Below are 25992 nucleotides of genomic sequence, written 5' to 3' on the forward strand. Positions count from 1 at the left end.
CTGCTGCAAGACCGCCTCACCAGGCGCGATTAGCTCAGCGGGAGAGCACTACCTTGACACGGTAGGGGTCACTGGTTCAATCCCAGTATCGCGCACGTCGGGCCCTCCGGGGTCTGCTGCAAGACCGCCTCACCAGGCGCGATTAGCTCAGCGGGAGAGCACTACCTTGACACGGTAGGGGTCACTGGTTCAATCCCAGTATCGCGCACAGTAACGGCCGGGGCCGCGATCCGTAAGGGTCGCGGCCCCGGCCCTTTTGCGTTCGCCGGCGTCCGGGAAATCGCCGGTATCCGGGAAAGTGAAGAGCCGCGCACGAACGCCCTCACCGACGTCCGTACGCGGCATCTCCGCCTGCCGGGGTGCTCTGCGCGCCGCTCTCGCCCGTCCGCGGTGTATCGCGGCGGCTCTCCCCGGCGGCACCGCTCCCCGTCCCCAGGGGACCGATGCCCGTACTGTGGCCGCCCCTGTGGGACGGCGTCCTTCTCCGGTGCTCCTCAGCGGCCGATCAGATCGGCGACGGCCTGGGCCTGGGTCGCCATCTGATCCCATCCGCCGAAGAGCAGTACCAGGAGCACGGCACACGGCAGGGCCATGGCCAGCGCCACCGCGGGGTGCCGGGTGGGCTGCTCGGTGGTGGACCGGGACTGGAAGAAGGCCGGCCGACGGCGGCGGGGGGTTCCCGTGAGCTGCGGTGCCATGCCCTTGCTCCTGATCCGGTCGAGTTGGCGCGGTGGACGGCTTACCTCGGGGGACGAGCTCCCCGTCCACCGCTGGGCACAACGCTATTGGTGAGGGGGCCCCGCGAACGTCATGCCGTCGTACTGTTCCTCGGACGTCCCGGAGGATGACGCCCGGACTCGAGGCCTACTACCGCAGGGGGAGGGAAGGCTGAGCCGACCCCCGAGGGAACCCTGAGAGGCAACCCCGAGAAACGATCCGGCACCCCTGTGACCTGCAGGTCAGCGCAAGATCGGACAATCGCACGGTGGCTCGAGGTGTTGCGTATCAGCACACCGCAGCGGGCAGTCCGTAAGCTGTGCCAGACAGGAACTGACGATGCCCCAACCGACGGGGCCTCACCCACGGGCTGACGGGGAACGGAACATGGCGATGATGCGGCTGAGGCGTGAGGACCCCCGCATCGTCGGGCCGTACCGCCTGCACCGGCGACTGGGCGCCGGCGGCATGGGCGTGGTCTACCTCGGCTCCGACCGCCGCGGGCAGCGCGTCGCGCTCAAGCTGATCCGCGCCGAGCTCGCCGAGGACCAGGAGTTCCGCACCCGCTTCGCCCGCGAGATCGCCGCCGCCTCCCGGATCCGGGGCGGCTGCACCGCCCGCGTGGTCGGCTCGGACATCGAGGCCGACCGGCCCTGGCTCGCCACCGCGTACGTCCCCGGGCCCTCGCTGTACAAGCGGGTCGGCGACGAGGGACCGCTGAGCTGGCCCGAGGCGGCCCGGATCGGGGCCTCGCTCGCCGACGGGCTGGTCAAGGTGCACGAGGCCGGGGTGGTCCACCGCGACCTCAAGCCCTCCAACATCCTGCTCTCGCCGCGGGGGCCGCGGATCATCGACTTCGGCATCGCCTGGTCGCGCGGCGCCAGCACGCTCACCCACGTCGGCACGGCGGTCGGCTCCCCCGGCTTCCTTGCGCCCGAGCAGGTGCGCGGGGCCGCCGTCACCCCGGCCACCGACGTCTTCGCCTTCGGAGCCACCCTCGCGTACGCGCTCACCGGGGACACCCCGTTCGGGTCGGGGGCGTCCTCCGAGGTGATGCTGTACCGGGTCGTCCACGAGGAGCCCGACCTGTCGGCGGTACCGCCGCAGCTGGCGCCGCTGATCCGGGCCTGCCTGGCCAAAGAGCCCGCCGAGCGGCCCGGCGCGGCCGCGCTGCACGAGCGGCTCAGCGAGCTGGCGGCGCGCGGTGCGGCGGCGGGTGCCCCCGGCGGGGCTGCGCGCGCGGCCAGACCGGGGCGGGGCACGGCTGCTCCCGCCCCGCAGGACGGTGCCCGACAGGGTGTTCCGGCGCCCGGGCGCTCGCCCGAGCCGCCCGCCGCGGCGCGGGCCCGGGCGGCGGCGGGCCGTCCGGGTGCGCAGGCGGCGGGTGCCCCGGGGCGTCGCCCGCCGGGGGCGGCCGCACCGCTCCGCCAGCCCGAGCCGACGCCCGTGACCCGTCCGCTGCGGCAGCGCCCGGACCGTCCGCAGACGCCTCCCCCGGCCCGGCCCGGCCCCCGCGACCGGATGCGCCCCCGGGACCGCCAGCACACCCCCGCCCCCGGCGGGCGACCCGGCACGGCGCGGCAGCGGCTGCTGCGGCAGCGGCTGGTGGTCTTCGTCACGGTGACGATCGGGGTCGCGCTCGCCATCGCGGCGGCGCAGGGGTGCGAGAACCGGGACAGCCAGGGGCTGAAGCCGCCGACCGGGACGGTCGCGAACGCCGGCGGCGGGGCGGTCGGCGGTGGCCGGGGCGGCGAACTGGCCGTGCCGGACACATCGGTGGACGTCGCCCCGCAGGCCTCGGCCACCCCGCTCCCGGCGGCGGCGCGCGGCGGCGCGGCGGACGGCAACCTGGCCGCCCCGCAGGGGCCGGTGCCGGCGGTCGACTGGCCGAACCGCAGCTACCCCGACGGGGTGGGCGGGCCGGCCATCACGCTGAAGGACGGGCACTCGGTCGGAGCCGGACCGCAGGTCGCGCTGAGCGCGGTGCTGCCGGCCCGGTACAAGGGCCTGCCGGCCGCGGTCGTGGTCCTTCGGCGGGTGGAGGGCTCGGCGCCGGTCGACCTCGTCCAGTTCTACACCTTCGCCGGGGACGCCCCGGTCGCCACCACCTCCCGCACCTCGGCGGCGGACCCGCAGGCCACGGCGGCCTGGCGGCTGGACGGCAGCGCGGTCGTCCGCGAGGAGCGCGTCGCCACCACCGGCGCGACCACCTCCACCCGCTACACCGTCCGGGCCGACGGCACCCTCGACGAGTCCTGGCCCGGCGCCCCCAGCGGCGCCACCCCACCCCCCGCCGCCGCCCCGGCACCCCCGACGTCCCCGGCGGGCTGACCGGGCGGAGGCACAGGAAGTCGGGTCGGCCGACTTCTCGTGCGGAACGGCCCGGTCGCAGGGTGCGACCGCACGAAGCAGGGAACCGCCGAGCCCGGCGAGCACCGTAACCGGCAGGGAAATGCCGGGCGGCCGGCTCTGAGCTGCGTGCGTGGGAAGTCGGGCTGGCCGACTCCTGGTGGCGCGCTTGGTGCGGGGGAAGTGCCGGCGGGTGGGGCCCACGAGAAATCGGGCGGGCCGCCTTCTCGTGGGGGGCTGCTGGTCAGGGGGTGGTGACGGCGTAGAAGGCCACGGCTGCGGCGGCGCCGACGTTGAGGGAGTCGATGCCGTGGGCCATCGGGATGCGGACGGGGTGGTGGGCGGCGGCGATGGCGTGGGGGGTGAGGCCGTCGCCTTCGGCGCCGAGCATGAGGGCGGCCTTGGGGAGGCGGTGCGGGCTGAGGGTGGCGAGGTCGACGGCGTTGTCGGCGGGGGTGAGGGCGAGCAGGGTGAAGCCGGCGTCGCGGACGGTGTCGAGCGCGGCGGGCCAGGGGTCGAGACGGGCGTACGGGACCGCGAAGACGGCGCCCATGGAGACCTTGACGGCGCGCCGGTAGAGCGGGTCGGCGCAGTCGGGCGAGAGCAGGACGGCGTCCATGCCGAGGGCGGCGGCGCTGCGGAAGATCGCGCCGAGGTTGGTGTGGTCGACCAGGCCTTCGAGGACGGCGACGCGGCGGGCTCCGGCGAGGAGGTCGGCGGCGTCCGGGAGGGGCTTGCGCTCCATCGAGGCGAGGGCGCCGCGGTGGACGTGGTAGCCGGTGACGGCTTCGGCGAGTGCGGGCTCGACCACGTGGACCGGGGCGTCGGCCTCGGCGATGACGTCGGCCATCACGTCCAGCCACTTGGCGGTGAGCAACATCGACCGCATCCGGTAGCCGGCGGCGAGGGCGCGGCGGATGACCTTCTCCCCCTCGGCGATGAACAGGCCCTCGGCGGGTTCGCGGCGGCGGCGCAGTTCGACGTCGGTGAGGCCGGTGTAGTCGGCGAGGCGCGGGTCGGCCGGGTCGGTGATGGTGCTGGGTTCGGACACCCTGCGATCTTGCCAAGCCGGGGCGGGGAAGGCCAAACGGTCACGGAGCGGGGTGGTCCCCGGCTAGCCGGAGTGCAAATATGACCGTATGGCCCGTTATCCGGGCCGATCCTGGGCTCCGTCGGCCTCTGGCGCCACTGGCTCCGCCGGCTCCTCCGGTGGGCGCCCACATGGTCGGCCACAGCTGCCGCGCGCGAAGCGGGCGAGACCGGTGTGGCACCGGTCGGTGGCCGGGCAGGTGTTCGCGCTGCAGATCCTGGTCGTGCTGCTGCTGGCGGCGGCGGCCGTGGTGGCCCTGGTCGTGCAGTCGCGCAACGACGCCGACAACGAGGCGCGCAACCGGTCGGTGGCCGTCGCCCAGACCTTCGCGAACTCGCCCGGCATGGTCGACGCGCTCCGCTCCCCCGACCCGACCGCGATCCTGCAGCCGAAGGCGCAGTCCGCGCGGGTCTCCTCGGGCGTGGACTTCATCGTCGTCCTCAACAACCAGGGCATCCGCTACACCCACCCGAACCCGGCCCGGATCGGCCAGAAGTTCGTCGGCGACTACCAGCCCGCACTGCACGGGCAGGTGGTGACCGAGCACATCACGGGCACGCTCGGCCCGCTGGTGCAGGCGATCGTCCCGGTGTACGCGCCGGACGGCCAGGTGGTCGGGCTGGTGTCCGCGGGCGTCACGCTTGCGAACGTCAGCACGGCGAGCCAGCGTCAGCTGCCGGTGGTGCTGGGCGCGACGGCGGGCGCGATCGGGCTGGCCACGCTCGGCAGCGCGCTGATCAGCCGTCGGCTGCGGCGCCAGACGCACGGGCTGGGCCCGGTCGAGATGACGCGGATGTACGAGCACCACGCGGCGGTGCTGCACGCGGTGCGCGAGGGCGTCATGATCGTCGGCGGGGACGGGCGGCTGCTGCTCTGCAACGACGAGGCGCGCCGGCTGCTGGACCTGCCGCCGGACGCCGAGGGCCGCCCGGTCGCCGAGCTGGGCCTGGAGCAGGCGCCGCTGGAGCTGCTGACCGCCAACCGCCAGGTGACCGACGAGGTGGTGCTGGCCGGGGAGCGGCTGCTGGCGGTGAACGTCCGGCTGACCGACCAGGACGGCGGCCCGCCCGGCTGCGTCGCCACGCTGCGCGACTCCACCGAGCTGCTGGCGCTGTCCGGCCGGGCCGAGCGCGCGCAGCGGCGGCTGCGGCTGCTGTACGACGCCGGGGTGACGGTGGGCAGCACGCTGGACGTGACGCGGACGGCGGAGGAGCTGGCGCAGGTCGCGGTGCCGCGGTTCGCGGACTTCGTCACGGTGGACCTCGCGGAGCAGGTCCTGGCGGGCGAGGAGCCGCCGCCGGGCGTGGTGCTGGGACGGATGCGGCGGGCGGCGTACGCCGCGGTCCGGGACGACGCGCCGTTCTACCCGGTCGACACCGTGCTGGAGGTGGTGCCCTCGACCCCGCTGGCCGGGGCGCTGAACAGCGGGGAGCCGGGCCTGGAGCCTCGCCTGTCCGAGGCCTCGGAGTGGCGGGATCAGGATCCCGAGGGGGCGGCCCGGGCGCTGGCGTACGGGGTGCACTCGCTGGTGCGGGTGCCGCTGCGGGCGCGCGGGGTGCTGCTGGGGGTGGCCCGGTTCTGGCGGGCGCAGCGGGCGGAGCCGTTCGAGGTGGACGACCTGGCGCTGGCCGAGGAGCTGGTGGCGCACGCGGCGGTGTGCATCGACAACGCCCGCCGCTACACCCGCGAGCACGCGATGGCGGTGACGCTGCAGCACAGCCTGCTGCCGCGCAGCCTGCCCGCCCAGAACGCGCTGGAGGTGGCGCACCGCTACCTGCCGGCCCAGGCCGGGGTGGGCGGGGACTGGTTCGACGTGATCCCGCTGCCGGGCGCGCGGGTGGCGCTGGTGGTCGGGGACGTGGTCGGGCACGGGCTGCACGCGGCGGCGACGATGGGCCGGCTGCGCACCGCGATCCACAACTTCTCGACCCTGGACCTGCCGCCCGACGAGCTGCTGGGGCACCTGGACGACCTGGTGAACCGGATCGACCAGGACGAGGCGGCGGGCGGCGAGAGCGCCGGGCTGACCGGGGCGACCTGCCTGTACGCGATCTACGACCCGGTGTCGCGGCGCTGCACGCTGGCCACCGCCGGGCACCCGCCGCCGGCCGTGGTGGACCCGCAGGGCGGGGTGGTGTTCCCCGAGCTGCCGACCGGGCCGCCGCTGGGCCTGGCGGTGCTGCCGTTCGAGACCGCCGAGCTGGAGCTGGCGGAGGGCAGCCGGCTGGTGTTGTACACGGACGGGCTGGTGGAGGACCGCGACCGGGACATCGACGAGGGGCTGGAGCTGCTGCGCTCGGCGCTGGCCGGCCCGCCGCGCACGCCCGAGCAGACCTGTGCGGACGTGCTCGGGGCGATGCTGCCGGCGCACCCGCTGGACGACATCGCGCTGCTGGTGGCGCAGACCAGGGTGCTGTCGCCGGACCAGGTGGCGGAGTGGGACGTGCCGTCCGACCCGGCGGCGGTGGGTGCCGTCCGGGCGGACGTGGCGCGGCGGCTGGAGTCCTGGGGACTGGAGGAGGACGCGTTCGTCACCGAGCTGATCCTGAGCGAGCTGGTGACCAACGCGATCCGGTACGGCTCGGGGCCGATCCGGGTGCGGCTGCTGCGGGACCGCGCGCTGATCTGCGAGGTGTCGGACGGCAGCAGCACCTCGCCGCACCTGCGGTACGCGGCGACCGAGGACGAGGGCGGGCGCGGTCTGTTCCTGGTCGCGCAGTTCGCGGACCGCTGGGGGACGCGCTACACGGCGACCGGGAAGGTCATCTGGACGGAGCAGCCGCTGGAGTAGGAGGTCGGCCGGGCCGACTTCCCACTCCCCCGTGAGGGCCTAGCGCTGGAACGCGGCGGCCAGGACGTTGACGACGTCGCCGATGACGATGACCGCCGGGGGCTTGACGCCCTCCGCCTCGACCACCGCGGCGACGGTGCCCAGGGTGGCGTCCACCCGGCGCTGGGCGGCGGTGGTGCCCTCCTGGACGATCGCGACCGGGGTGTCCGCCGGGCGGCCGTGCTCGACCAGCCGGGCGGCGATCGCGCCGATCTTGTCCACGGCCATCAGCAGCACCAGGGTGCCGCTCATCTTCGCGGCGGCCTCCCAGTTGGTCAGCGAGCGCTCGTCGTCCGGGCCGACGTGGCCGGAGATCACGGTGAACTCGTGCGTCATGCCGCGGTGGGTGACCGGGACACCGGCCGAGGCGGGGACGCTGATCGAGCTGGAGATCCCGGGCACGACGGTGACCGGGAGGCCGGCCTCGGCGCAGGCCAGCAGTTCCTCGCCGCCGCGTCCGAAGACGTACGGGTCACCGCCCTTGAGCCGGACCACGAACTTGCCGGCCTTGGCGTGCTCGATCAGGGTGCGGTTGATCGCCTCCTGGGCCATGAACCGGCCGTACGGGATCTTGGAGGCGTCGATCACCTCGACGTGCTCGGGCAGCTCGGCGAGCAGCTCGCGCGGGGCGAGGCGGTCGGCGACCACCACGTCGGCGTCGGCGAGCAGGCGGCGGCCGCGCACCGTGATCAGGTCCGGGTCGCCGGGGCCCCCGCCGACCAGGGCGACGCCGGCGCCGTGCGAGCGGAACTGGCGGGCGGCCAGCGAGCCGTCCCGCAGGCCGTCCACGATGGCGTCGCGCAGGGCGGCGGAGTGGCGCGGGTCGCCGGTGAGGACGGCGACGGTGGCGCCCGCGTCGCGGCCGCTGGCCGGGGTCCAGGCGGTGGCGGCGGAGGCGTCGTCGCTGCGGGAGCAGAACACCCGGCCGCGCTCGGCCTCGGCGCTGACGGCCGCGTTGACGGCCGGGTCGTCGGTGGCAACCAGGACGTACCAGGCGTCGGCGAGGTCGCCGTCCTGGTACGGACGGGCGTGCCAGGTGAGCTCGCCGGCGTCGGCCATCGCCTGGACGGCCGGGGTGGTGTCCGGGGATATCAGGTGCAGGTCGGCCCCGGTGGCGATCAGGGCGGGCAGCCGCCGCTGGGCGACCTGGCCACCGCCGACCACGACGACGCGGCGGCCGGCCAGCAGCAGGCCGACCGGGTAGGGGGTGCGGCCCTCGGTGCTCGGGTGCGGGGTGGGCGCGGTCATCGGCGCTGCTCCTGATCGGGGGTGGGGTGAGGTGTGGGGACGGTACGGCGAGACACCGCTCCGCGGGCCGGCGCGCCCTCGGGCCGGTCCGCGGAGCGGTGACGAGGTGTGCGTCAGGCCTTCTCGGTGACCCCGGCGGAGTCGAAGGTGGCTACATCGTGCATCGCCCGGGCCGCGCTCTGCACCAGCGGCAGGGCCAGCAGGGCACCGGTGCCCTCGCCGAGCCGCAGGTCCAGGTCGATCAGCGGACGCAGGCCGAGCTTCGCCAGCGCGGCCTGGTGGCCGGGCTCGGCGGAGCGGTGGCCGGCGATGCAGGCGGCCAGTACCTCGGGGGCGATCGCCTTGGCGGCCAGTGCGGCCGAACCGGCGATGACACCGTCCAGCACGACCGGGGTGCGCAGCGAGGCGGCGCCCAGCAGGAAGCCGGCGATGGCGGCGTGCTCCAGGCCGCCTACGGCGGCGAGGACGCCGACCGGGTCGTTCGGGTCGGGCTGGTGCAGGGCCAGCGCGGCGCGGATGACCTCGATCTTGCGGGCGTGGGTCTCGTCGTCGATGCCGGTGCCGCGGCCGGTGACCTCGGCCGGGTCGAGGCCGGTGAACACCGAGATCAGGGCGGCCGAGGCGGTGGTGTTGGCGATGCCCATGTCGCCGGTGACCAGCGCCTTGTTGCCCGCCGCGACCAGGTCGCGGGCGGTCTCGATGCCGACCTCGACGGCCTTCAGCACCTCTTCCCGCGTCATGGCGGGGCCCTGGGTCATGTCGGCGGTGCCGGGGCGGACCTTGCGCGGCAGCAGACCGGTGGCGCGGCCCTGCTGGACGGCGTCCGGCAGCTCGGCGGCGACGCCGACGTCGACCACGCAGACCTCGGTGCCGATCTGCTTGGCGAAGGAGTTGATCACCGCTCCCCCGGCCAGGAAGTTGCCGACCATCTGGGCGGTCACCTCCTGCGGCCACGGGCTGACGCCCTGGGCGTGCACGCCGTGGTCAGCGGCGAAGATCGCCACGCAGGCGGGCTCCGGGATCGGCGGCGGGCACTTGCGGGACAGGCCGCACAGCTGGGCGGAGATGATCTCCAGCATGCCGAGCGAGCCGGCCGGCTTGGTCATCCGCTTCTGCCGGTCCCAGGCCTCGCCGAGCGCCTTGGCGTCCAGCGGGCGGATGCCGCGCAGGGTGTCGGCGAGCAGGCTCTGCGGCTCCTCGCCGGGCAGCGCGCGGTTGCCGTACTGCTCCTCGTGGACGACCCAGGACAGCGGGCGCTTCTTCGCCCAGCCCTGCTGCTCCAGCTCGGGCTCGTCCGGGAAGGAGTCGACGAAGCCGACGCACAGGTAGGCGACGACCTCCAGGTGCTCGGGCAGGCCGAGCTCGCGGACCAGCTCCTCGTCGTCGAAGAAGCTCACCCAGCCGACGCCCAGGCCCTCGGCGCGGGCGGCCAGCCAGAGGTTCTCGACCGCCAGGGCGGCCGAGTACGGGGCCATCTGCGGCTGGGTGTGCCGGCCGAGGGTGTGCCGGCCGCCGCGGGTGCGGTCGGCGGTCACCACAATGTTGACCGGGGTCTCGAGGATGGCCTCGATCTTGATTTCCTTGAACTGCTTGGCCCGGCCCTTGGGCAGCGAGTCCGCGTACGCCTCGCGCTGGCGCTCGGCCAGGGCGTGCATCCGCTTGCGGGTCTTGCCCGAGCGGATCACCACGAAGTCCCAGGGCTGCGAGTAGCCGACGCTGGGCGCGGTGTGGGCGGCCTCCAGGACCCGGATCAGCACCTCGTGCGGGATCGGGTCCGGGCGGAAGCCGTTGCGGATGTCGCGGCGCTCGCGGATCACCTGGTGGACGGCCTCGCGGCCGGCCTCGTCGTAGCCGGGGGCGGCGGGGCCGCGCGGCTCGGCGGGCTCCTCGGGCTGCGGCTCCTCGGCGGCGACGGCCTCGGGGGCCTCGGCGGCCTCCGGGGTTTCGGCGGCGGAGGCTTCGGGGGCCTGCTCCTGGGCCGGCTCGGCGGCCTCGACAGCGACCGGCTCCGCAGCGGCGGGCTGCTCGGCCTGCGGCTCCTCGGCGGCGGGGGCCTCGGGGGCCTGCTCCTGGGCCGGCTCCGCGGCTTCGGCAGCGGTCGGCTCCGCGGGCGCGGCGACGGCGTCGGCGGCGGGCTCGGCCGGGGCCTGGGGCTGCTCGGTGACCGGCTCGGCCTGCGCGGCCTCGGCGCCGTTCTCCGTAGCGTTCTCGGCGACGGCCTCGGCGGGCACGGACTCGGCGGCCTCGGCAGCGGGCTGCTGCTCGGCCTCCTGAGCGACGGCTTCGGCGGGCTGCGCCGCCTCGGTGACCGGCTCGGCGACGGCCTCGGCCGGAACCTCGGCCTGGGCCTGAGGCTGCTCGGCGACCGGCTCGGCGGGGGCCTCCGCGGGAGCCTCGGCCTGCGCGGTCTCGGCGGCGGGCTCGTTGACGGCCTGGCCGGACGGCATCTCACCGGTGCCCGCGGCGGTCTCGGCGACCGGCTCGGCGACGGCCTCGACGGGCACGGTCTCAGCAGGCACGGCCTCGGCGGGCACGGCGTCCTGGACGGCCTCGACGGCGGGAGCGGTCTGGGCGGCCTCGACGTGCGGCGCGTCGGCGGCCGCTATGGGCGCGGGCTGCTGCGGCGCCTCCCCGGCCACCGGGGCCTGCTCGGCCGCCTCGACCTTGGGCAGGCCGTGCGGGGTGGGCGCGGCGAGGAAGGCGGAGATCCGGCGCGGCTGACCGGCCGGGGCGGCCTCGGCCTGCTCGGCGGAGACAGCGCCGGCGTCGACGGCGGCAGCGTCGACGGCAGCGCCCTCGACAGCGACGGTCTCGACAGCGACCGACTCGACAGCGACCGACTCGACCGCAACGGGCGCGACAGGGGCCTCGGCCACCGTCTGGGCGGCCTCCGCCGGAACCGGCTCGGCCACGACGGCCTGCGGCGCGACGGCCACGGTCTCCGCCGGGGCCCCGGGCGCCGCCACGGCCTCGGCGGGCTCAGCGCCCTGGAAGCCCTGAGCGGCCTCCGGCATCTCGACGACCTCGACCACTTCGATCGCCCCGACCGTCTCGACGGCCAGCACGGCCTCGACCGGCTGCGAGGCCAGCGGCACCTGCACCACCTGCTGGACGTCCTGCGGCAGCGGCTGCTGACCCTCCGCCACCGGAGCGCCCGGAGCCATCGGAGCGCCCGGGACCAGCGGAACGACCGGCGGCACCGGCGCCGTCGGAACGCCCTGCGGCGCGGCGAGCGGAGCCTGGGCGGCGGCCTCGGCCACCGGCGGCATGCCGACCACCGGGATGCCGTGCGCGGGCGTGCCGACGACCGGGATGCCGTGGGCGGGCGTGCCGCCCTGCGACGGGCCGCGGTCGGCCAGCGAGCGGACCGGGACCTGGCCGGTCATCAGAGACGGGTCCGGGATCGGCGGGCCGGCGTGCAGCGGGCGGCGCGGCTGCTGAGCCTGCGTCATCGGCTGCTGCGCCTGCGGCTGCATCTGGACGGGCTGCTGCTGGGCGTGCTCGGCGCCGGGCACCGGCGGGTCCACCGGCGGCCAGGACGGCTCGACCGGCAGGCCGTCCTGCTGCGGCGCGAGCGGCATCTGCTCGGCCGGGGCGGCCGGCTCGCCCCAGGAGCCCTGCGGGCCGGGCATGAGCAGCACGTCGTCCTCGTCGTCCAGGCCGTCCGGTGTGTCGGGCTGGTCGAGGAAGTGGAAGGCCGGGCGCGGGGCGCTCTGGTCGACGGCCCAGCCCTCGCCGGGAACGGCGTAACCGGACTGGCCCTGCGGCGGGATGACGCCCGCGCCCGGCGGCATCCCGCCGGGCAGGCCGCCGATCGGGGCCGCCGGGTTCGGGATCATGCCGCCGTCGGTCGCGACGCCCTGCAGGGGTGCAACGCCCGCGACGCCCTCCGGTCCGCCGAGCGGGTCGGGCCCGGCGTGCAGGTGCTCCGGCAGTCCCTCGCCCGGGACGTGGCCGCCATCGGTCATTGTCAAAGCTCCTTCCAGGCCGCTGCCGCGCCCTTGGCGACACGATCACCGATCGCAGCGCCCATCCGCACGGGTCTGCACCGACCCGCCCCTCAACCACACGCGGCCGCCGCGCCGAAGCGCTGCGGCCCGAGTCCTTCCGGCGCGCTGCGGCACCCCGGCCCGGCGCACCGCCCACACGGGGCGGCACATCGTCTGAAACAACGACAACCCGGAGCAACCGGCACGACCGCACCGGACCCTACGGCATTCTCCAGGTCCGGCACGAGGTCCGTCGAATTGCCCACACTCCGAGCGGAAGCTGGTTGCATCACGTCAAAAAGGTGACAAACCGACCGAATCGGGTGGGTCGCGTACCGCCGCAGCCGCCCAGGACGTCACACTACCGGCCCGGCGCGGTCACCTCTCGAATCGGTGTCCGGATGCGACCTGGATCACCGTCCGGGCCACGCGCGCGCCACCGCCCGGGCCACCGGGCGCCCCCGGCGCACGCCCCAGGCCTTCACACGATCTGCTCACCCCAGAGCACCAGCGCGCCGGTTCCGCCGGCCCCCAGCTCCAGTGCACCGCCCTCCCCCGCGGACCGCAGCGGGGTGGACTGGAGCAGCGCGCCGTCCGCCCGGTAGCCGGCCTCGGCGATCGCCTGGCGGACCTCCTCCGCCTCGGCGAAGGTCCGGGGCAGCGCGACGAACCGCTCCGGCTTGCGGGCCAGCACGGCGCGCACCACGTCCGGCCCGCCGGACTCCACCACCGCCGCGTCCGGCTCCGGCAGGCCGCCCAGCACCTCGGGACCGCTCCCGTACACGGCCTCCACCTCGACGCCGTACCGGCGGGCGTTGACGGTCAGCCGGGCGCAGGCCGAGCGGGAGCCCTCGACCGCGACCACGGCAGCGCCGAACCGGGCCGCCTCCACCGCGAGGGCGCCGCTGCCCGCTCCGACCGACCAGACCAGGTCGCCCGGACGTGCACCCAGACGGGCCAGCACCAGGGCGCGGACGTGCGCGGGGAGCGTGTCCGACGCGCCCGTTTCACCACCCGTGCGCCCGGCACCCGCGTAGGCGTCCCCGGGGAGCGCCCAGCCGCGCTCCGCGCCGGGGTAGCCAACCGGGCGCCCGGCGAGCCAGCCGGCCGCCTGGTCCACCGCGGCGGCCTGGGCGGCGCCGCCGATCACCAGCACCACGTTCGGGTCGCGCCACACGTGGTCGGCGATCCGGTCGGAGGTGAGCACGGTGACGTCCTCCTCCGGGGTGCCGAGGGCCTCGCAGACCACGAAGGTCCGGTGCACCCCGCGCAGCATCAGGGCGAGTTCGGCGGGCCCGGCGCCCGGGGCGGTGAGCACCGCGACCTTGGGGTGGGCCCGGCAGATGTTGGCCGCGCGGCGCAGCCGGCCGCCGTGGGCGCTGACCACCTGGGAGTCCTCCCAGGGCATGCCGGCCCGGGCGAAGGCGGTGGCCACGGAGGAGACGGCGGGCAGGACTTCGAGTTCGAGGCCGTACTCGGGGCGGCGCAGGGTGCGCACCACGCCGAAGAAGCCCGGGTCGCCCTCGGCGACCACGACGGCGGCGCCGCGGTGTTCGGCGATCCGGCGGGCGGCCTGCCGGATGTCGCCGAGGGTGATCCGCTCGGCGGCGTCCGGCACCGGGAGGGCGCTCAGTTGGTAGGGGGCTCCGGCCACCAGGGTCGCTGCGGCGAGGGCCGCACCGGCGGCCTCGGTCAGCGGCGTGCCGTCCCACCCGATGACCGTGATCCGGTCAGCCATCTGCGGCCGTTCTCCCTCGACTCGGTGCGCCACTCGGTGCGCCGCTCGGTGTGTCGTCGTGCAGCGCGGTGCGGCGCCGGTCAGAGGCTACCGGGTGTGATCCCGCAGGGGCCGGACATCCCGTACACATGTCCGTGACGGGCGGGTGGCCGGCGGGGGTCCGGTCGGGCGCGTCCGGCACGCCCGGGTCAGTCGCGCAGCACGTAGCGGTGGTCGCCGTGCCAGCCGTCGCGGTGCAGTTCGGGCGACTCCAGGTCCTCCGGAAGCAGGCTCCACAGGATGAGGTCGCTGCGGCTCTCCTCGACGACCTCGCCGGACTCGCCGCGCACTATCCAGGCGCTGCGCAGCACGCCCTCGCTGATGGCACCGATCTTCCCGGCGACCTGCTGGGCGGCGGTGTTCCCGGCGGCGGTGCGCATCTCCAGCCGCAGGAAGCCACGGTCCTCGAACAGCCACTGGGCGACGCCGAGGACGGCCTCCGGCGCGTAACCCTCGCCGCGCGCCCAGGAGGCGGTGACGTAGGAGATCTCGGTGCTGCGCAGCCGCCAGTCGGTGTTGCGCAACTCGACCAGGCCGACCAGGCGCTGGGTCAGGTGCTCGGTGGCGGCGAAGACGATGCCGCGCCCGGCGGCCCGGTGGGCGGCGGCCAGGGTGCGGGCGAGTTCGGCCGCGTACGCCTCGGTGAAGGGGTGCGGGAGGTCGGTCCAGGCGAGGACGAGGTCGTCGGCCATCATCGTGGCGAGGCCCGGGGCGTCGTCCTCCGCAAGGGGACGCAGCAGCAGCCGTTCGGTGCTGATGGCGGTCTCGGGGAAGCTCGCTGCCATGCCGTCTCTCCTCGCCGGGTCGTGAACACAACACCGTACGCCTCCGTCGCACTCCGGGTATCACGCGGTGCGCCGCGCGCACGACGGTACGTCAGAACGCCTTTGCCCGGGGCGTCCCTGGTGCATACTGCCCGACCGGGCCCCCGCCGAGGTGCGGCGGGGGCCCGGTCGTCGCGGAGCTTCGCGTACGACGGATCAGAAGGCCGGGATGACCGAGCCCTGGAAGGTGTCGTTGATGTACTTCTTGACCTCGTCGGAGTGCAGCAGCTCGGCGAGCTTCTTGACCCGCGGGTCGTCCTCCTTGCCCTTCTTGACGGCGAGGATGTTGGCGTACGGGTTGCCCTCGGCCTTCTCCAGCACCAGCGCGTCGGTGGCCGGCTTCAGGCCGGAGTCGAGCGCGTAGTTGCCGTTGATGACGGCGGCGTCGAGGTCGGAGACCGAGCGGGGCAGCTGGGCGGCCTCCAGCTCCTTCCACTTCAGGTTCTTCGGGTTGCCGGTCACGTCCGCCGGGGTGGCGGTGGTGGTGACGCCCTCCTTGAGGGTGATCAGCTTGTTGTCGGCGAGCAGCTTGAGCGCGCGGCCCTCGTTGGTGGCGTCGTTGGGCAGGCCGATGGTGGCGCCGTCCGGCAGGTCGGTGATCGCCTTGACCTTCTTGGAGTAGAGGCCCAGCGGCTCCAGGTGCACGGTCTCGACCGACACGACGGTCGTGCCGTGCTTCTTGTTGAAGTCCTCCAGGTACGGGACGTGCTGGAAGTAGTTGGCGTCGGCCGAACCGTCCTGCACCGCCGTGTTGGGGGTCACGTAGTCGGTGACCTCCTTGATGTCGAGCTTGAGGCCCGCCTTGTCCGCGAGGTTGTCCTTGACGAACTTGAGGATCTGCCCGTGCGGGGTGGGGCTGGCGACGACCTTGAGCGGCGCGTTCGGGTCCGAGGAGGAGGAGCCCGAGCTGCCGCAGGCGGCGAGGGAGAGGGCGAGGCCGGCGGTGGCCAGGGCGCTGGTGAACTTCAGGGCGTTGCGCACGAAAAGTGCCTTTCTGCGTGATGCGGGGAGCCGCGTCCGGAGTCGGACGAGGGAGGTCTAGGAGGCGACGAGGTCCTCGTCGGGGGCCCTGCCGGGAGCCGTCGGGCCGGACGTGCCGCGGCCCAGCAGGCGGGTGCGGCCGCCGGTGCGGCCGCGGTGGGAGAGGCGGCGGACGGCGAAGTCGCCGATCAGCTGGACGGCGGTGACGATGATCACCAGCTCGGCGACGATGACCCACATGAACGCGGTCTCGAAGCGCTGGTAGCCGTAGTTGACGGCAAGGGTGCCGAGGCCGCCGCCGCCGACGGTGCCGGCCATCGCGGAGTAGCTGATCAGCGTGATGACGGTGGTGGTGACGGAGGCCACGATGCCGGGCAGCGCCTCGGGCAGCAGGGTCTTGCGGACGATCGTCCAGGTGCTGCCGCCCATCGACTGGACCGCCTCGACCAGGCCGCGGTCGACCTCGCGCAGGGAGGTCTCGACCAGGCGGGCGAAGAACGGGATGGCGCCGATGGTCAGCGGCACGGTCGCCGCCTGCCAGCCGATCGAGGTGCCGACCAGCCAGCGGGTGAAGGAGATCAGCGCGATCATCAGGATGATGAACGGCACCGAGCGGGCGATGTTCACCACGATGCCGATGGCCTTGTTGACCGCCCGGTTGGCGAGCAGTCCGCCCGTGTCGGTGAGCACCAGCAGGACACCCAGCGGCAGGCCGAGCAGCACGGTGAAGAACGCGGAGACGCCGACCATCTGGAAGGTCTCCTGCGTGGCCGGCCCCATCAGGGCCCACATCTGGTCCCAGGTCATGCCACCGCTCCGTTCGCCGCGCCGATCACGTCCACCTGCAGGCCCTGCTCGCGCAGGTAGCCGATCGGCACCACGTTGTCCTGGTGGCCGCCGGACAGCTCGACCCGCATCCGTCCGACCATCCGGCCGGCGATGGTCTCCACGGCGGCGCCGAGGATGTTGATGTCGATCTGGTAGGTGCGGGCCAGCTGGGAGACGAACGGCTGGGCCGAGGTGTCGCCCTGGAAGGTGATCTCCAGCACGGTGGAGCCGGGGTGTCCGGTGCCGAACTCGCTGAGCGGGAACAGCTCGCGGGCCAGTTCGGAGCCGGGCTCGGCCAGCAGGTCGGTGAGCTCGCCGGACTCGACCACCCGGCCGCCGCGCATCAGGGCGGCGGAGTCGCAGACGGACTTGATGACGTCCATCTCGTGGGTGATCAGCAGGACGGTGAGGCCGAGCTGCTGGTTGAGGTCGCGCAGCAGCTTGAGGATCGAGCGGGTGGTCTCCGGGTCGAGCGCCGAGGTGGCCTCGTCGGAGAGCAGCACCTTGGGGTCGCCGGCCAGGGCGCGGGCGATGCCCACGCGCTGCTTCTGGCCGCCGGAGAGCTGGTTGGGGTAGCTGCGGGCCTTGTCGCCGAGGCCGACCAGGTCGAGCAGCTCGGCGGCCTTGCGGCGGCGCTGGGTGCGGTCCAGGCCGATGATCTCCAGCGGGAGTTCGACGTTCTGCTGGACCGTCCGCGAGGACAGCAGGTTGAAGTGCTGGAAGACCATGCCGATCCGGCGACGCGCCTCGCGCAGCTCCCGTCCCGCGCGGTTCTCCCCGCCGGACAGCGCGGTGAGTTCGAGCCCGTCCACGGTGACGGTGCCGGAGGTCGGGCGCTCCAGCATGTTCACGCAGCGGATGAGGGTGGACTTGCCGGCACCGCTGGTGCCGACGACTCCGTAGACCTCGCCCGGGCGGACGTGCAGGTCGACACCGGCGAGGGCGGTCACCTCGCGGCCTCGGGAGCGGTAGACCTTCGTGAGGTCCGTGGTGGTGATCACAGCGACTTCCGTGGGTCGGGGGCGGGCGGCGTGGATCGACCGCCCGACCGGTGTGCGGTCGGCGGTGTCTTACGGCGCGTCGCCAGGGGGATCCGGACCGACCACCCCTTGATCGTGGCCGCCGGACGGCCGGGCCGCGCGACGGCGTGGCCCTTACGAGTCACCGGAGCCCGCGGGTGGGCGGGCACGGCAAAGGGAGGGGTTCCGGGAGGATGGGCGCGCTCGCACGGGCGGGAGCGGCGCCGGAGTCTCGCTTCGGGGCGCGAGGGGGAGGCACCCGAGGAGGGGTGCCGGGGGCGGTGGCCCTCAGCAGTGACACATTCGACGACACATGGCACGCTCACCTGCCGGCAGCGTGCCGGTGGGGGTCCAGTTCGTCGTCGCAGTCATGTGAGCCAGTAAAACAGATGGCTCCGGGTACGCCCAATTATTTCGCACAGCTGTCCGCAATGCGGACGAAGACCGCTGTGACCTGCGGAGATACGGCTCGGCGCCGCCGCCGGATCGTCCGGATGGTGGCGGCGCCGAGGGGCGGGTGCGGGGTGGCGGGCTCAGGCCGTCGCGGCGAGCGGCGTGCTGACGGGCTTCTCCAGGTGGACGAGGCTCAGCCGGCTGGTGACCTGCTCGACCCGGGTCTGCCGGTAACCCTGGCGGGCGTACAGGCGCAGGTTGCCGAGGCTGCGGTGACCGGTGAACAGGCTGTACGCGGACAATGCGGCGTTCTCGGCGAGGCGGCGCTCCAGTGCCTCCAGCAGGCGGCCGCCGAGGCCGTGGCGCTGCATCCGAGGGTGGACGACCAGACGCCCTATCCGGCCCACGCCGTCGGCACCGACGTGGCCGCGGACGGTGCCCACCACCTCGTCACCCAGCCGGGCGACCAGGAAGTGCTGCTCGGTCAGTTCGGCGCGCAGGCTCTCCAGACTCTGTGTCAGGGGCTCGATGGCCCAGTCGCCGTACAGCTCGGCCTCGGGCTGGTAGCCGAGGTACTGGAGCTTGAGGATCTGCTCCGCATCCTCGGCCTCCGCGGCCGAGATGATCACGCTCATGCCCATGTGGAGGGGCCTCCCCAGTCGTCGTGCCCGGCGCGCAGAGGGTGGCGCGCTCACGCTCAGTATCCGAGCGATCGCGCCACCGTCAAGAGCTGCGTTCGCCAGCGCTCTACCCGGGTGTCAGCTTCAATCAACCTTCGCGCGCCCGGACGTGGCGAGGGTCACGCCCGGGCGGGAGGGGGTGCTGGGGACGGAGGAGGGAGCGCGAGGCGCGGGGGCCACCCGGGCGGGGAAGGGTCACTGGGGCCCGCGGTCACCCCGCGCGTCTCACGGGTACCGCTCCGCGTGGAGCAGGGTGCGCAGGCAGGCGAGGCAGCGGGAGCGGGTGGGGCCGATGGAGCCGCGGGGCATGCCGAGGCGCTCGGAGAGCTCGCGGTAGGTCGGCGGCGGGTCCTCGGCGAGGGCGGCGATCAGTTGCGGGCAGCGGCCGGGCAGGGCGGCGACGGTCTCGCGGACCACGCGGCGGCGGCGTTCGGCGAGGTAGACGTCCTCGGCGGAGGGGACGACCGGAAGGGTGGTGCGCACACCGTGCATGACGCCCCGGGGCGGGGCCGGTTACGCCCGGGCCGAGGCGCGGACGCCGGAGGGGCGCGCCGGTCGGACCGCCGCGCCCCTCCCCTGCCCGACCTTCCGTCAGGCCTGGATCCACTCCTGCTGCCGTGCCAGGTCCGCCTTCACCTCGGCGAGCTGGACCGCGACCGCGGAGGGGGCGGTGCCGCCGCGCCCGCTGCGGGCGGCGATGGCGCCGTGCACGCTGAGCACCGAGCGGACCTCCGGCGTCAGGTGCTCGGAGATCGCCGCGAACTGCTCGTCCGTCAGGTCGGACAGCTCGATGCCCTCGGCCTCGCAGACCTTGACGCAGGCTCCGGCCACCTCGTGCGCGACCCGGAACGGCACGCCCTGCTTGACCAGCCACTCGGCGATGTCGGTGGCGAGCGAGAAGCCGGCCGGGGCGAGCTCCTCCAGCCGCTCCCGGTGCACGGTGAGGGTGGCCATCATCCCGGTGAACGCGGGCAGCAGCACCTCCAGCGTGTCGCAGGAGTCGAAGACCGGCTCCTTGTCCTCCTGGAGGTCCCGGTTGTAGGCCAGCGGCAGCGCCTTGAGGGTGGCCAGCAGGCCGGTCAGGTTGCCGATCAGGCGGCCGGACTTGCCGCGGGCGAGCTCGGCGATGTCCGGGTTCTTCTTCTGCGGCATGATCGAGGAGCCGGTGGAGAAGGCGTCGTGCAGGGTGATGAAGCCGAACTCCTTGGTGTTCCAGATGATCACCTCCTCCGCGATCCGGGAGAGGTTGATCCCGATCATCGCGGTCACGAAGGCGAACTCGGCGACGAAGTCGCGCGAGGCGGTGCCGTCGATGGAGTTGCCGACCGAGCCGCCCTCGAAGCCGAGGTCGGCGGCGACGGCCTGCGGGTCGAGGCCGAGCGAGGAGCCGGCCAGCGCCCCGGAGCCGTACGGCGAGACGGCGGTGCGGGCGTCCCACTGGCGCAGCCGCTCGGCGTCCCGGCCGAGGGCCTGCACGTGCGCGAGGACGTGGTGGGCGAAGAGCACCGGCTGGGCGTGCTGGAGGTGGGTGCGGCCCGGCATGGCGGTGTCCGGGTGTGCCTCGGCGAGGCCGACCAGGGCCTGCTGGAGGTCGAGGAGCAGGCCGCCGATGGTCTTCGCGTGGTCCCGCAGGTACATCCGGAACAGGGTGGCGATCTGGTCGTTGCGCGAGCGCCCGGCCCGGAGCTTGCCGCCGAGCTCGGCGCCGAGGCGCTCCAGCAGGCCGCGCTCCAGGGCGGTGTGGACGTCCTCGTCGGCGACGGTGCCGGTGAAGGTGCCCGCCTCGACGTCGGCGAGCAGCCGGTCGAGGCCGGCCAGCATGCCGGCCAGCTCCTCGTCGGAGAGCAGGCCCGCCTTGTGCAGGACCCGGGCGTGGGCCTTGGAGCCGGCGATGTCGTACGGCGCGAGGCGCCAGTCGAAGTGGACCGAGGCGGAGAGCTTGGCCAGCGCCTCGGACGGGCCGTCGGCGAAGCGCGCGCCCCAGAGGCGGACGTCGGAGGACTGCTGGGCGGTCATCGCGTGGCTCCTTCTCACACATGTGCAGCGGATGGCATAAGTATGCACGATGGCGTATGAAACGCGAAACCCCGGCCGAGTGGGATCCGTCGGCCGGGGGTTGCGGGTGTGCGGCGCTACTGCGCCTTCGCCTGGGCGAGTTGCATGAGGTGGTCGGCGAGAGCCTGGCCACCCGCCGGGTCGCGGCTGATCAGCAGGACGGTGTCGTCCCCGGCGATGGTGCCGATGATCTCGAACACCTCCGCCTGGTCGATCGCCGAGGCCAGGAACTGGGCGGCGCCCGGCGGGGTGCGCAGCACGACCAGGTTGCCGGAGGCCGTCGCGGAGACCATCAGCTCGCCGGCCAGCCTGGCCATCCGGCCCTCGCTGGCCGACTCCCCCATCGGCGCGCGCGGGGTGCGGTCGCCGCCCTCGGCCGGGACGGCGTAGATCAGCGCGCCGTCCCGGTTGCGGATCTTGACCGCGCCCAGCTCGTCCAGGTCCCGGGAGAGCGTGGCCTGGGTGACCACGAGTCCGTCGTCGGCGAGCAGCTTGGCGAGCTGGCTCTGCGAACGCACGGGCTGGCGGGTGAGCAGGTCCACGATCCGCCGGTGGCGCGCGGTGCGGGTCTGCGGGACCTGCGGCGTCGGGCCTGCGGCGGACGGGCCGGAGTGGGAAGCGGTCATGTGATTATTCTCCCGGACGGCGGTCAGCTCGCATCGGCCGGGGCGCTCTCGCGCACCGCCCGGAGGATGCCCGGCAGGGCTGCGAGGAAGGCGTCCGCCTCCTGTTCGGTCAGGACGAGCGGCGGGGCGAGCCGGACGGCGTCCGGAACGGCCGCGTTGACCAGGAAGCCGGCCTCCTGCGCGGCGGCCTGGACCTTGCCCGAGACCGGCTCGGTGAGCACGATGCCGAGCAGCAGTCCCGCCCCGCGCACGTGCGAGACCAGCGGGTCGCCGATCGCCTCGACGCCGTGCCGCAGCCGCTCGCCCAGCTTGCGGACGTGCTCCAGCAGGCCCTCGGACTCGATGGTGTCCAGCACCGCGAGCCCGGCCGCGGCAGCCACCGGGTTGCCGCCGAAGGTGGTGCCGTGCTGGCCCGGGGTGAGCAGTTCGGCGGCCGGTCCGAAGGCGAGGACGGCGCCCATCGGCAGTCCGCCGCCGAGTGCCTTGGCCAGCGTGACGACGTCCGGCTCGATGCCCTCGAAGGCCTGGTGCGCGTACCAGTGGCCGGTGCGGCCGACACCGGTCTGGATCTCGTCCAGGACGAGCAGGGTTCCGGTGGCCCTGGTGATCTCGCGAGCCGCCTTGAGGTAGCCGTCCGGCAGCGGGATCGCGCCGTTCTCGCCCTGGATCGGCTCCAGGAAGACGGCTGCGGTCTCGGTGGTGACGGCCGCGCGCAGCGCCTCGACGTCGCCGAAGGGGACGTGCGTGACGTCGCCGGGCAGCGGGCGGAACGGGTCCTGCTTGGCGGGCTGGCCGGTGAGCGCGAGGGCGCCCATGGTCCGGCCGTGGAAGGCGCCCTGGAGGGCGACGAGGTGGGTGCGGCCGGTCCGTCGGCTGATCTTGAAGGCGGCCTCGTTGGCCTCGGCGCCGGAGTTGCAGAAGAACACCCGCCCGCCGGCCCGGCCGTCCAGCTGCAGCAGCCGCTCGGCGAGGGCGATGGTGGGCTCGGCCATGAAGAGGTTGGAGACGTGGCCGAGGGTGGCGATCTGCCGGGAGACCGCCTCGACGACGGCAGGGTGGGCGGTGCCGAGCGCGTTGACGGCGATGCCGCCGAGCAGGTCGGTGTACTCCTTGCCGTCGGCGTCCCACAGTTTGCTGCCCCCACCGCGCACCAGCGGGATGCGGGGGGTGCCGTAGTTGTCGGTGAAGCTGTGCTGCCACCGCTCGGTGAGCTGCTCGTTGTGCGTCATGCCAGTCCCCCGGTCACGGTCGGCTCGTCGTCGGGCACGACCATCGTGCCGATGCCCTCGTCGGTGAAGATCTCCAGCAGCAGGCTGTGCGGCACCCGGCCGTCCAGGACGCGGGCGGTGCCCACGCCGGAGCGGACGGCGCGCAGGCAGCCCTCCATCTTGGGGAGCATGCCGGTGGCCAGGCCGGGCAGCAGCTCCTCCAGCTCGCTCGCGTTGAGCTGGCTGATCACGTCGTCGGAGTTCGGCCAGTCCTTGTAGAGGCCCTCGACGTCGGTGAGGACGACCAGCATCTCGGCGCCGAGCGCGACCGCGAGGGCCGCGGCGGCGGTGTCGGCGTTGATGTTGTAGACGTGGTTGTCGGCGCCGCGCGCGATCGAGGAGATGACCGGGATCCGCCCGTCCGCGATCAGCGCCTTCACCGCGCCGGCCTCGATGTTGACGATGTCGCCGACCAGGCCGATGTCCACCTGCTCGCCGTCCACGACCGCGTAGCGCTTGACCGCCGTCATGGTGTGCGCGTCCTCGCCGGTCATGCCGACGGCGAAGGGGCCGTGTCCGTTGAGCAGGCCGACGAGTTCGCGCTGCACCTGCCCGGCCAGCACCATCCGGACCACGTCCATGGTCTCGGGCGTGGTGACCCGCAGGCCGTTGGTGAAGCTGGACTCCAGGCCGAGCTTGTCCAGTTGGGCGCTGATCTGCGGGCCGCCGCCGTGCACCACGACGGGGTGCAGTCCGGCGTACCGGAGGAAGACGACGTCCTGGGCGAACGCCGCCTTGAGCTCGTCGTCCACCATGGCGTTGCCGCCGAACTTGATCACGACGGTCTTGCCGTGGAAGCGCTCCAGCCACGGCAGCGCCTCGATCAGCGTCATGGCCTTGGGCAACGCGGTGTTGTTGCGGGCCTGTTCGCCCTTGGGTGCGATCTGCACGGGTATCCCTCGTCGATGGGGGTCCCCGGCCGGAGGCTGGGGGAGGATGTCGCGGTCAGGATGGCGCGGACGAAGTGACGTGGATCAGGTCGAGTAGGCGCTGTTCTCGTGAACGTAGTCGGCGGTCAGGTCGTTGGTCCACAGCGATGCGCTCGCCGTACCGGCGTTGAGGTTCGCGGTGATGACGACCTCGCGGCCCTTCATGTCCACCAGGTCGCGGTCCTCGCCCACGCCACCGTCCTTGCAGACCCAGACGCCGTTCATGGCGACGTCCAGCCGGTTCGGGTCGAAGGCGGCGGAGGTGGTGCCGATCGCGGCCAACACCCGGCCCCAGTTGGGGTCCTCGCCGTGGATGGCGCACTTGAGCAGGTTGTTGCGGCTGATCGTCCGGGCGACCTCGACCGCCTCGTCCTCGGTCGCTGCGCCGTCGACGTCGATCCGGATGTCCTTGCTCGCGCCCTCGGCGTCGCCGATCAGCTGGCGTGCCAGGTCGGCGCTGACGGTACGGACGGCCTCGGCGAACTCGGCCTGGTCCGGGGTGATGCCGGTGGCGCCGGAGGCGAGCAGCAGCACGGTGTCGTTGGTCGACATGCAGCCGTCGGAGTCAATCCGGTCGAAGGTGGTGCGGGTGGCGCCGCGCAGGGCGGCGTCCAGGGCGGGGCTGTCGACGGCGGCGTCGGTGGTGAGCACCACCAGCATGGTGGCGAGGCTCGGGGCGAGCATGCCCGCGCCCTTGGCCATGCCGCCGACCGTCCAGCCGGCCGGGCTGGTGACCTGGGCGGTCTTGTGCACGGTGTCGGTGGTCTTGATGGCGATCGCGGCGGCCTCGCCGCCGGTCTCGCTGAGCTCGCCCGCGGCCAGGGTGACACCGGGCAGCAGGATGTCCATCGGCAGCCGGACGCCGATCAGACCGGTGGAGGCGACGGCGACCTCACCCGCGTTGAGCTCCAGCTCCGCGGCGACCTTCTCCGCGGTGGCGTGGGTGTCCTGGAAGCCCAGCGGGCCGGTGCAGGCGTTGGCACCACCGGAGTTGAGGACGACGGCGGAGACCCGCCCGCCCTTGAGGACCTGCTCGGACCAGAGCACCGGCGCGGCCTTGACCCGGTTCGCGGTGAAGACGCCGGCCGCGGCGAGCGACGGACCGTCGTTGACCACCAGGGCGAGGTCCGGGGTGCCGGAGGCCTTGATGCCGGCCGTCACGCCGGCGGCGCGGAAGCCCTTGGCCGCCGTCACGCCCACGTTGGTGCCACTGGTCGCGGTGTTGTCACCGGCCGCGGTGTTGTCACTGGTCACGGTGCGACTCCGTTCACGGGAAGGCCCAGCTCCTCGGGCAGGCCGAGGGCGATGTTCATGCTCTGCACCGCGCCGCCCGCGGTGCCCTTGACCAGGTTGTCGATCGCGCTGATCGCGATGATCCGCCCGGCGGTGGTGTCCAGGGCGACCTGGACCAGAGCGGTGTTGGCGCCGTAGACGCTGCTGGTCTGCGGCCACTGCCCCTCGGGCAGCAGGTGGACGAAGGCCTCGCCCGCGAACGCCTCGGCGTAGGCGGCGCGCAGGCTCTCGGCGGTCACGCCGGGCTTGGCCTTGGCCGAGCAGGTGGCGAGGATGCCGCGCGGCATCGGGACGAGGGTGGGGGTGAAGGAGACGGTGACCGGCTCACCGGCGAGCGGGGTGAGGTTCTGCGACATCTCGGGGGTGTGCCGGTGGACGCCGCCGACGCCGTACGGGCTGACGCTGCCCATCACCTCGCTGCCCAGCAGGTGCGGCTTGGCGGCCTTGCCGGCCCCGGAGGTGCCGGAGGCGGCGACCACCACGGCCTCCGGCTCAGCGAGCCCGGCCGCGTACGCGGGGAACAGCGCCAGCGAGACGGCCGTCGGGTAGCAGCCGGGTACGGCGATCCGGTTGCTTCCCTTCAACGCGGCGCGGTGGCCGGGGAGTTCGGGCAGGCCGTAGGGCCAGGTGCCGGCGTGCGCGGAGCCGTAGAACTGCTCCCAGTCGGCGGCGGCCTTGAGCCGGAAGTCGGCGCCGCAGTCGACCACCAGGACGTTCTGGCCGAGGGCCTCGGCGACGGCGGCGGACTGGCCGTGCGGCAGCGCCAGGAACACCACGTCGTGGTCGGCCAGCACCTCGGGGGTGGTGGGCTCGAGGACGCGGTCGGCGAGCGGGATCAGGTGCGGCTGCAGTGCGCCCAGCCTGGTGCCCGCGTTCGAGCCGCCGGTCAGCGCCCCGATCTCCACCTCCGGGTGGCCGAGCAGCAGGCGCAGCACCTCACCGCCCGCGTACCCGCTCGCGCCGGCGACGGCGACTCGCAATGCCATGGCGTTCCTCCTTAGTCTTGGCATGAATATACGCGTGGAGGAAAATCCATGCAAGGAGTATGTGTCGGAGCACCGCCGGGACCGCGATTCGGCGGCCGGCGGGCTTCCTG

18 protein-coding genes, 2 tRNA genes and 1 pseudogene are annotated in these 25992 nt (G+C 74.0%); 4 read left to right on the top strand and 17 right to left on the bottom strand.

Annotated features, from left to right (window positions below):
- Positions 1-23 precede the first annotated feature (23 nt).
- Both ACZ3TI_RS18215 and ACZ3TI_RS18220 read left to right on the top strand, forming a co-directional pair.
- Positions 24-95, top strand: a tRNA-Val gene (locus ACZ3TI_RS18215).
- A 41-nt stretch (positions 96-136) separates the two neighbouring features.
- Positions 137-208 (top strand) — tRNA-Val (locus ACZ3TI_RS18220).
- A 286-nt stretch (positions 209-494) separates the two neighbouring features.
- Here ACZ3TI_RS18220 and ACZ3TI_RS18225 read toward each other — a convergent pair.
- On the bottom strand, positions 495-698 hold the full coding sequence (locus tag ACZ3TI_RS18225; protein ID WP_465727215.1) for a hypothetical protein: 204 nt from the start codon (positions 696-698) through the stop codon (positions 495-497).
- Positions 699-1104: 406 nt separating this feature from the next.
- Between ACZ3TI_RS18225 and ACZ3TI_RS18230 the strand changes: the two are divergent.
- A pseudogene (locus tag ACZ3TI_RS18230) lies at positions 1105-2439 on the top strand (serine/threonine-protein kinase); the annotation flags it as partial.
- A gap of 871 nt (positions 2440-3310) precedes the next feature.
- On the opposite strand, the gene ACZ3TI_RS18235 reads toward ACZ3TI_RS18230, so the two are convergent.
- Positions 3311-4117, bottom strand: a complete 807-nt coding sequence (locus ACZ3TI_RS18235; protein ID WP_465727216.1) for a TrmH family RNA methyltransferase — start codon at positions 4115-4117, stop codon at positions 3311-3313.
- An 88-nt stretch (positions 4118-4205) separates the two neighbouring features.
- Between ACZ3TI_RS18235 and ACZ3TI_RS18240 the strand changes: the two genes are divergently transcribed.
- Positions 4206-6947 (top strand): SpoIIE family protein phosphatase, encoded by a 2742-nt coding sequence (locus tag ACZ3TI_RS18240; RefSeq protein ID WP_465727217.1) that lies wholly within the window; start codon positions 4206-4208, stop codon positions 6945-6947.
- A 39-nt stretch (positions 6948-6986) separates the two neighbouring features.
- Here the strand turns inward: ACZ3TI_RS18240 and cobA are convergent, their stop codons facing one another.
- From cobA to argC, 15 genes are all read right to left on the bottom strand, one after another.
- A complete protein-coding gene (gene cobA / locus ACZ3TI_RS18245) occupies positions 6987-8234 on the bottom strand; it encodes a uroporphyrinogen-III C-methyltransferase (RefSeq protein WP_465727218.1) in 1248 nt (415 codons plus the stop codon).
- Positions 8235-8347: 113 nt separating this feature from the next.
- Complete coding sequence (gene cobT / locus ACZ3TI_RS18250) at positions 8348-12202, bottom strand: nicotinate-nucleotide--dimethylbenzimidazole phosphoribosyltransferase (RefSeq protein WP_465727219.1); 3855 nt, start codon at positions 12200-12202, stop codon at positions 8348-8350.
- Positions 12203-12704: 502 nt separating this feature from the next.
- The gene (gene cbiE / locus ACZ3TI_RS18255) at positions 12705-13961 is read right to left on the bottom strand and encodes a precorrin-6y C5,15-methyltransferase (decarboxylating) subunit CbiE (RefSeq protein ID WP_465727220.1); all 1257 of its coding nucleotides are present in this window, start codon (positions 13959-13961) and stop codon (positions 12705-12707) included.
- A gap of 188 nt (positions 13962-14149) precedes the next feature.
- Positions 14150-14785: a GNAT family N-acetyltransferase gene (locus tag ACZ3TI_RS18260; protein ID WP_465727221.1), complete on the bottom strand. Its 636-nt coding sequence runs from the start codon at positions 14783-14785 to the stop codon at positions 14150-14152.
- A 195-nt stretch (positions 14786-14980) separates the two neighbouring features.
- Positions 14981-15805: a MetQ/NlpA family ABC transporter substrate-binding protein gene (locus ACZ3TI_RS18265; RefSeq protein ID WP_465727222.1), complete on the bottom strand. Its 825-nt coding sequence runs from the start codon at positions 15803-15805 to the stop codon at positions 14981-14983.
- Between the two features lie 57 nt (positions 15806-15862).
- Positions 15863-16612: a methionine ABC transporter permease gene (locus ACZ3TI_RS18270; RefSeq protein WP_465727223.1), complete on the bottom strand. Its 750-nt coding sequence runs from the start codon at positions 16610-16612 to the stop codon at positions 15863-15865.
- The gene (locus ACZ3TI_RS18275; protein WP_465727224.1) at positions 16609-17634 is read right to left on the bottom strand and encodes a methionine ABC transporter ATP-binding protein; all 1026 of its coding nucleotides are present in this window, start codon (positions 17632-17634) and stop codon (positions 16609-16611) included. Before ACZ3TI_RS18275 ends, ACZ3TI_RS18270 begins: the two co-directional genes overlap by 4 nt.
- 551 nt (positions 17635-18185) lie before the next feature.
- Complete coding sequence (locus ACZ3TI_RS18280) at positions 18186-18686, bottom strand: GNAT family N-acetyltransferase (protein ID WP_465727225.1); 501 nt, start codon at positions 18684-18686, stop codon at positions 18186-18188.
- Positions 18687-18950: 264 nt separating this feature from the next.
- The gene (locus ACZ3TI_RS18285; protein WP_465727226.1) at positions 18951-19208 is read right to left on the bottom strand and encodes a hypothetical protein; all 258 of its coding nucleotides are present in this window, start codon (positions 19206-19208) and stop codon (positions 18951-18953) included.
- A 108-nt stretch (positions 19209-19316) separates the two neighbouring features.
- Positions 19317-20741, bottom strand: a complete 1425-nt coding sequence (argH, locus tag ACZ3TI_RS18290; RefSeq protein WP_465727227.1) for an argininosuccinate lyase — start codon at positions 20739-20741, stop codon at positions 19317-19319.
- A gap of 116 nt (positions 20742-20857) precedes the next feature.
- Positions 20858-21406 (bottom strand): arginine repressor, encoded by a 549-nt coding sequence (locus ACZ3TI_RS18295; protein ID WP_049652068.1) that lies wholly within the window; start codon positions 21404-21406, stop codon positions 20858-20860.
- Positions 21407-21429: 23 nt separating this feature from the next.
- On the bottom strand, positions 21430-22635 hold the full coding sequence (locus tag ACZ3TI_RS18300; RefSeq protein ID WP_465727228.1) for an acetylornithine transaminase: 1206 nt from the start codon (positions 22633-22635) through the stop codon (positions 21430-21432).
- Entirely contained in the window at positions 22632-23507 is an 876-nt protein-coding gene (argB, locus tag ACZ3TI_RS18305; protein WP_465727438.1) for an acetylglutamate kinase, read from the bottom strand. The genes ACZ3TI_RS18300 and argB overlap by 4 nt, the downstream gene beginning before the upstream one ends.
- Before the next feature lie 141 nt (positions 23508-23648).
- Positions 23649-24803: a bifunctional glutamate N-acetyltransferase/amino-acid acetyltransferase ArgJ gene (argJ, locus tag ACZ3TI_RS18310; RefSeq protein ID WP_465727440.1), complete on the bottom strand. Its 1155-nt coding sequence runs from the start codon at positions 24801-24803 to the stop codon at positions 23649-23651.
- 50 nt (positions 24804-24853) lie between these two features.
- Positions 24854-25882 (bottom strand): N-acetyl-gamma-glutamyl-phosphate reductase, encoded by a 1029-nt coding sequence (gene argC / locus ACZ3TI_RS18315; protein ID WP_465727229.1) that lies wholly within the window; start codon positions 25880-25882, stop codon positions 24854-24856.
- Positions 25883-25992: the final 110 nt, after the last annotated feature.

It is taken from the genome of Kitasatospora sp. NPDC023120, from assembly GCF_055560835.1.

What these genes read in the sequence shown, in the direction of transcription:
- ACZ3TI_RS18225 (WP_465727215.1), bottom strand. Translation starts at nt 698, where the DNA reads ATGGCACCGCAGCTCACGGGAACCCCCCGCCGCCGTCGGCCGGCCTTC.
- ACZ3TI_RS18240 (WP_465727217.1), top strand. Translation starts at nt 4,206, where the DNA reads ATGGCCCGTTATCCGGGCCGATCCTGGGCTCCGTCGGCCTCTGGCGCC.
- cobA (WP_465727218.1), bottom strand. Translation starts at nt 8,234, where the DNA reads ATGACCGCGCCCACCCCGCACCCGAGCACCGAGGGCCGCACCCCCTAC.
- cobT (WP_465727219.1), bottom strand. Translation starts at nt 12,202, where the DNA reads ATGACCGATGGCGGCCACGTCCCGGGCGAGGGACTGCCGGAGCACCTG.
- cbiE (WP_465727220.1), bottom strand. Translation starts at nt 13,961, where the DNA reads ATGGCTGACCGGATCACGGTCATCGGGTGGGACGGCACGCCGCTGACC.
- ACZ3TI_RS18260 (WP_465727221.1), bottom strand. Translation starts at nt 14,785, where the DNA reads ATGGCAGCGAGCTTCCCCGAGACCGCCATCAGCACCGAACGGCTGCTG.
- ACZ3TI_RS18270 (WP_465727223.1), bottom strand. Translation starts at nt 16,612, where the DNA reads ATGACCTGGGACCAGATGTGGGCCCTGATGGGGCCGGCCACGCAGGAG.
- ACZ3TI_RS18280 (WP_465727225.1), bottom strand. Translation starts at nt 18,686, where the DNA reads ATGGGCATGAGCGTGATCATCTCGGCCGCGGAGGCCGAGGATGCGGAG.
- argH (WP_465727227.1), bottom strand. Translation starts at nt 20,741, where the DNA reads ATGACCGCCCAGCAGTCCTCCGACGTCCGCCTCTGGGGCGCGCGCTTC.
- ACZ3TI_RS18295 (WP_049652068.1), bottom strand. Translation starts at nt 21,406, where the DNA reads ATGACCGCTTCCCACTCCGGCCCGTCCGCCGCAGGCCCGACGCCGCAG.
- ACZ3TI_RS18300 (WP_465727228.1), bottom strand. Translation starts at nt 22,635, where the DNA reads ATGACGCACAACGAGCAGCTCACCGAGCGGTGGCAGCACAGCTTCACC.
- argB (WP_465727438.1), bottom strand. Translation starts at nt 23,507, where the DNA reads ATGACGCTGATCGAGGCGCTGCCGTGGCTGGAGCGCTTCCACGGCAAG.
- argC (WP_465727229.1), bottom strand. Translation starts at nt 25,882, where the DNA reads ATGGCATTGCGAGTCGCCGTCGCCGGCGCGAGCGGGTACGCGGGCGGT.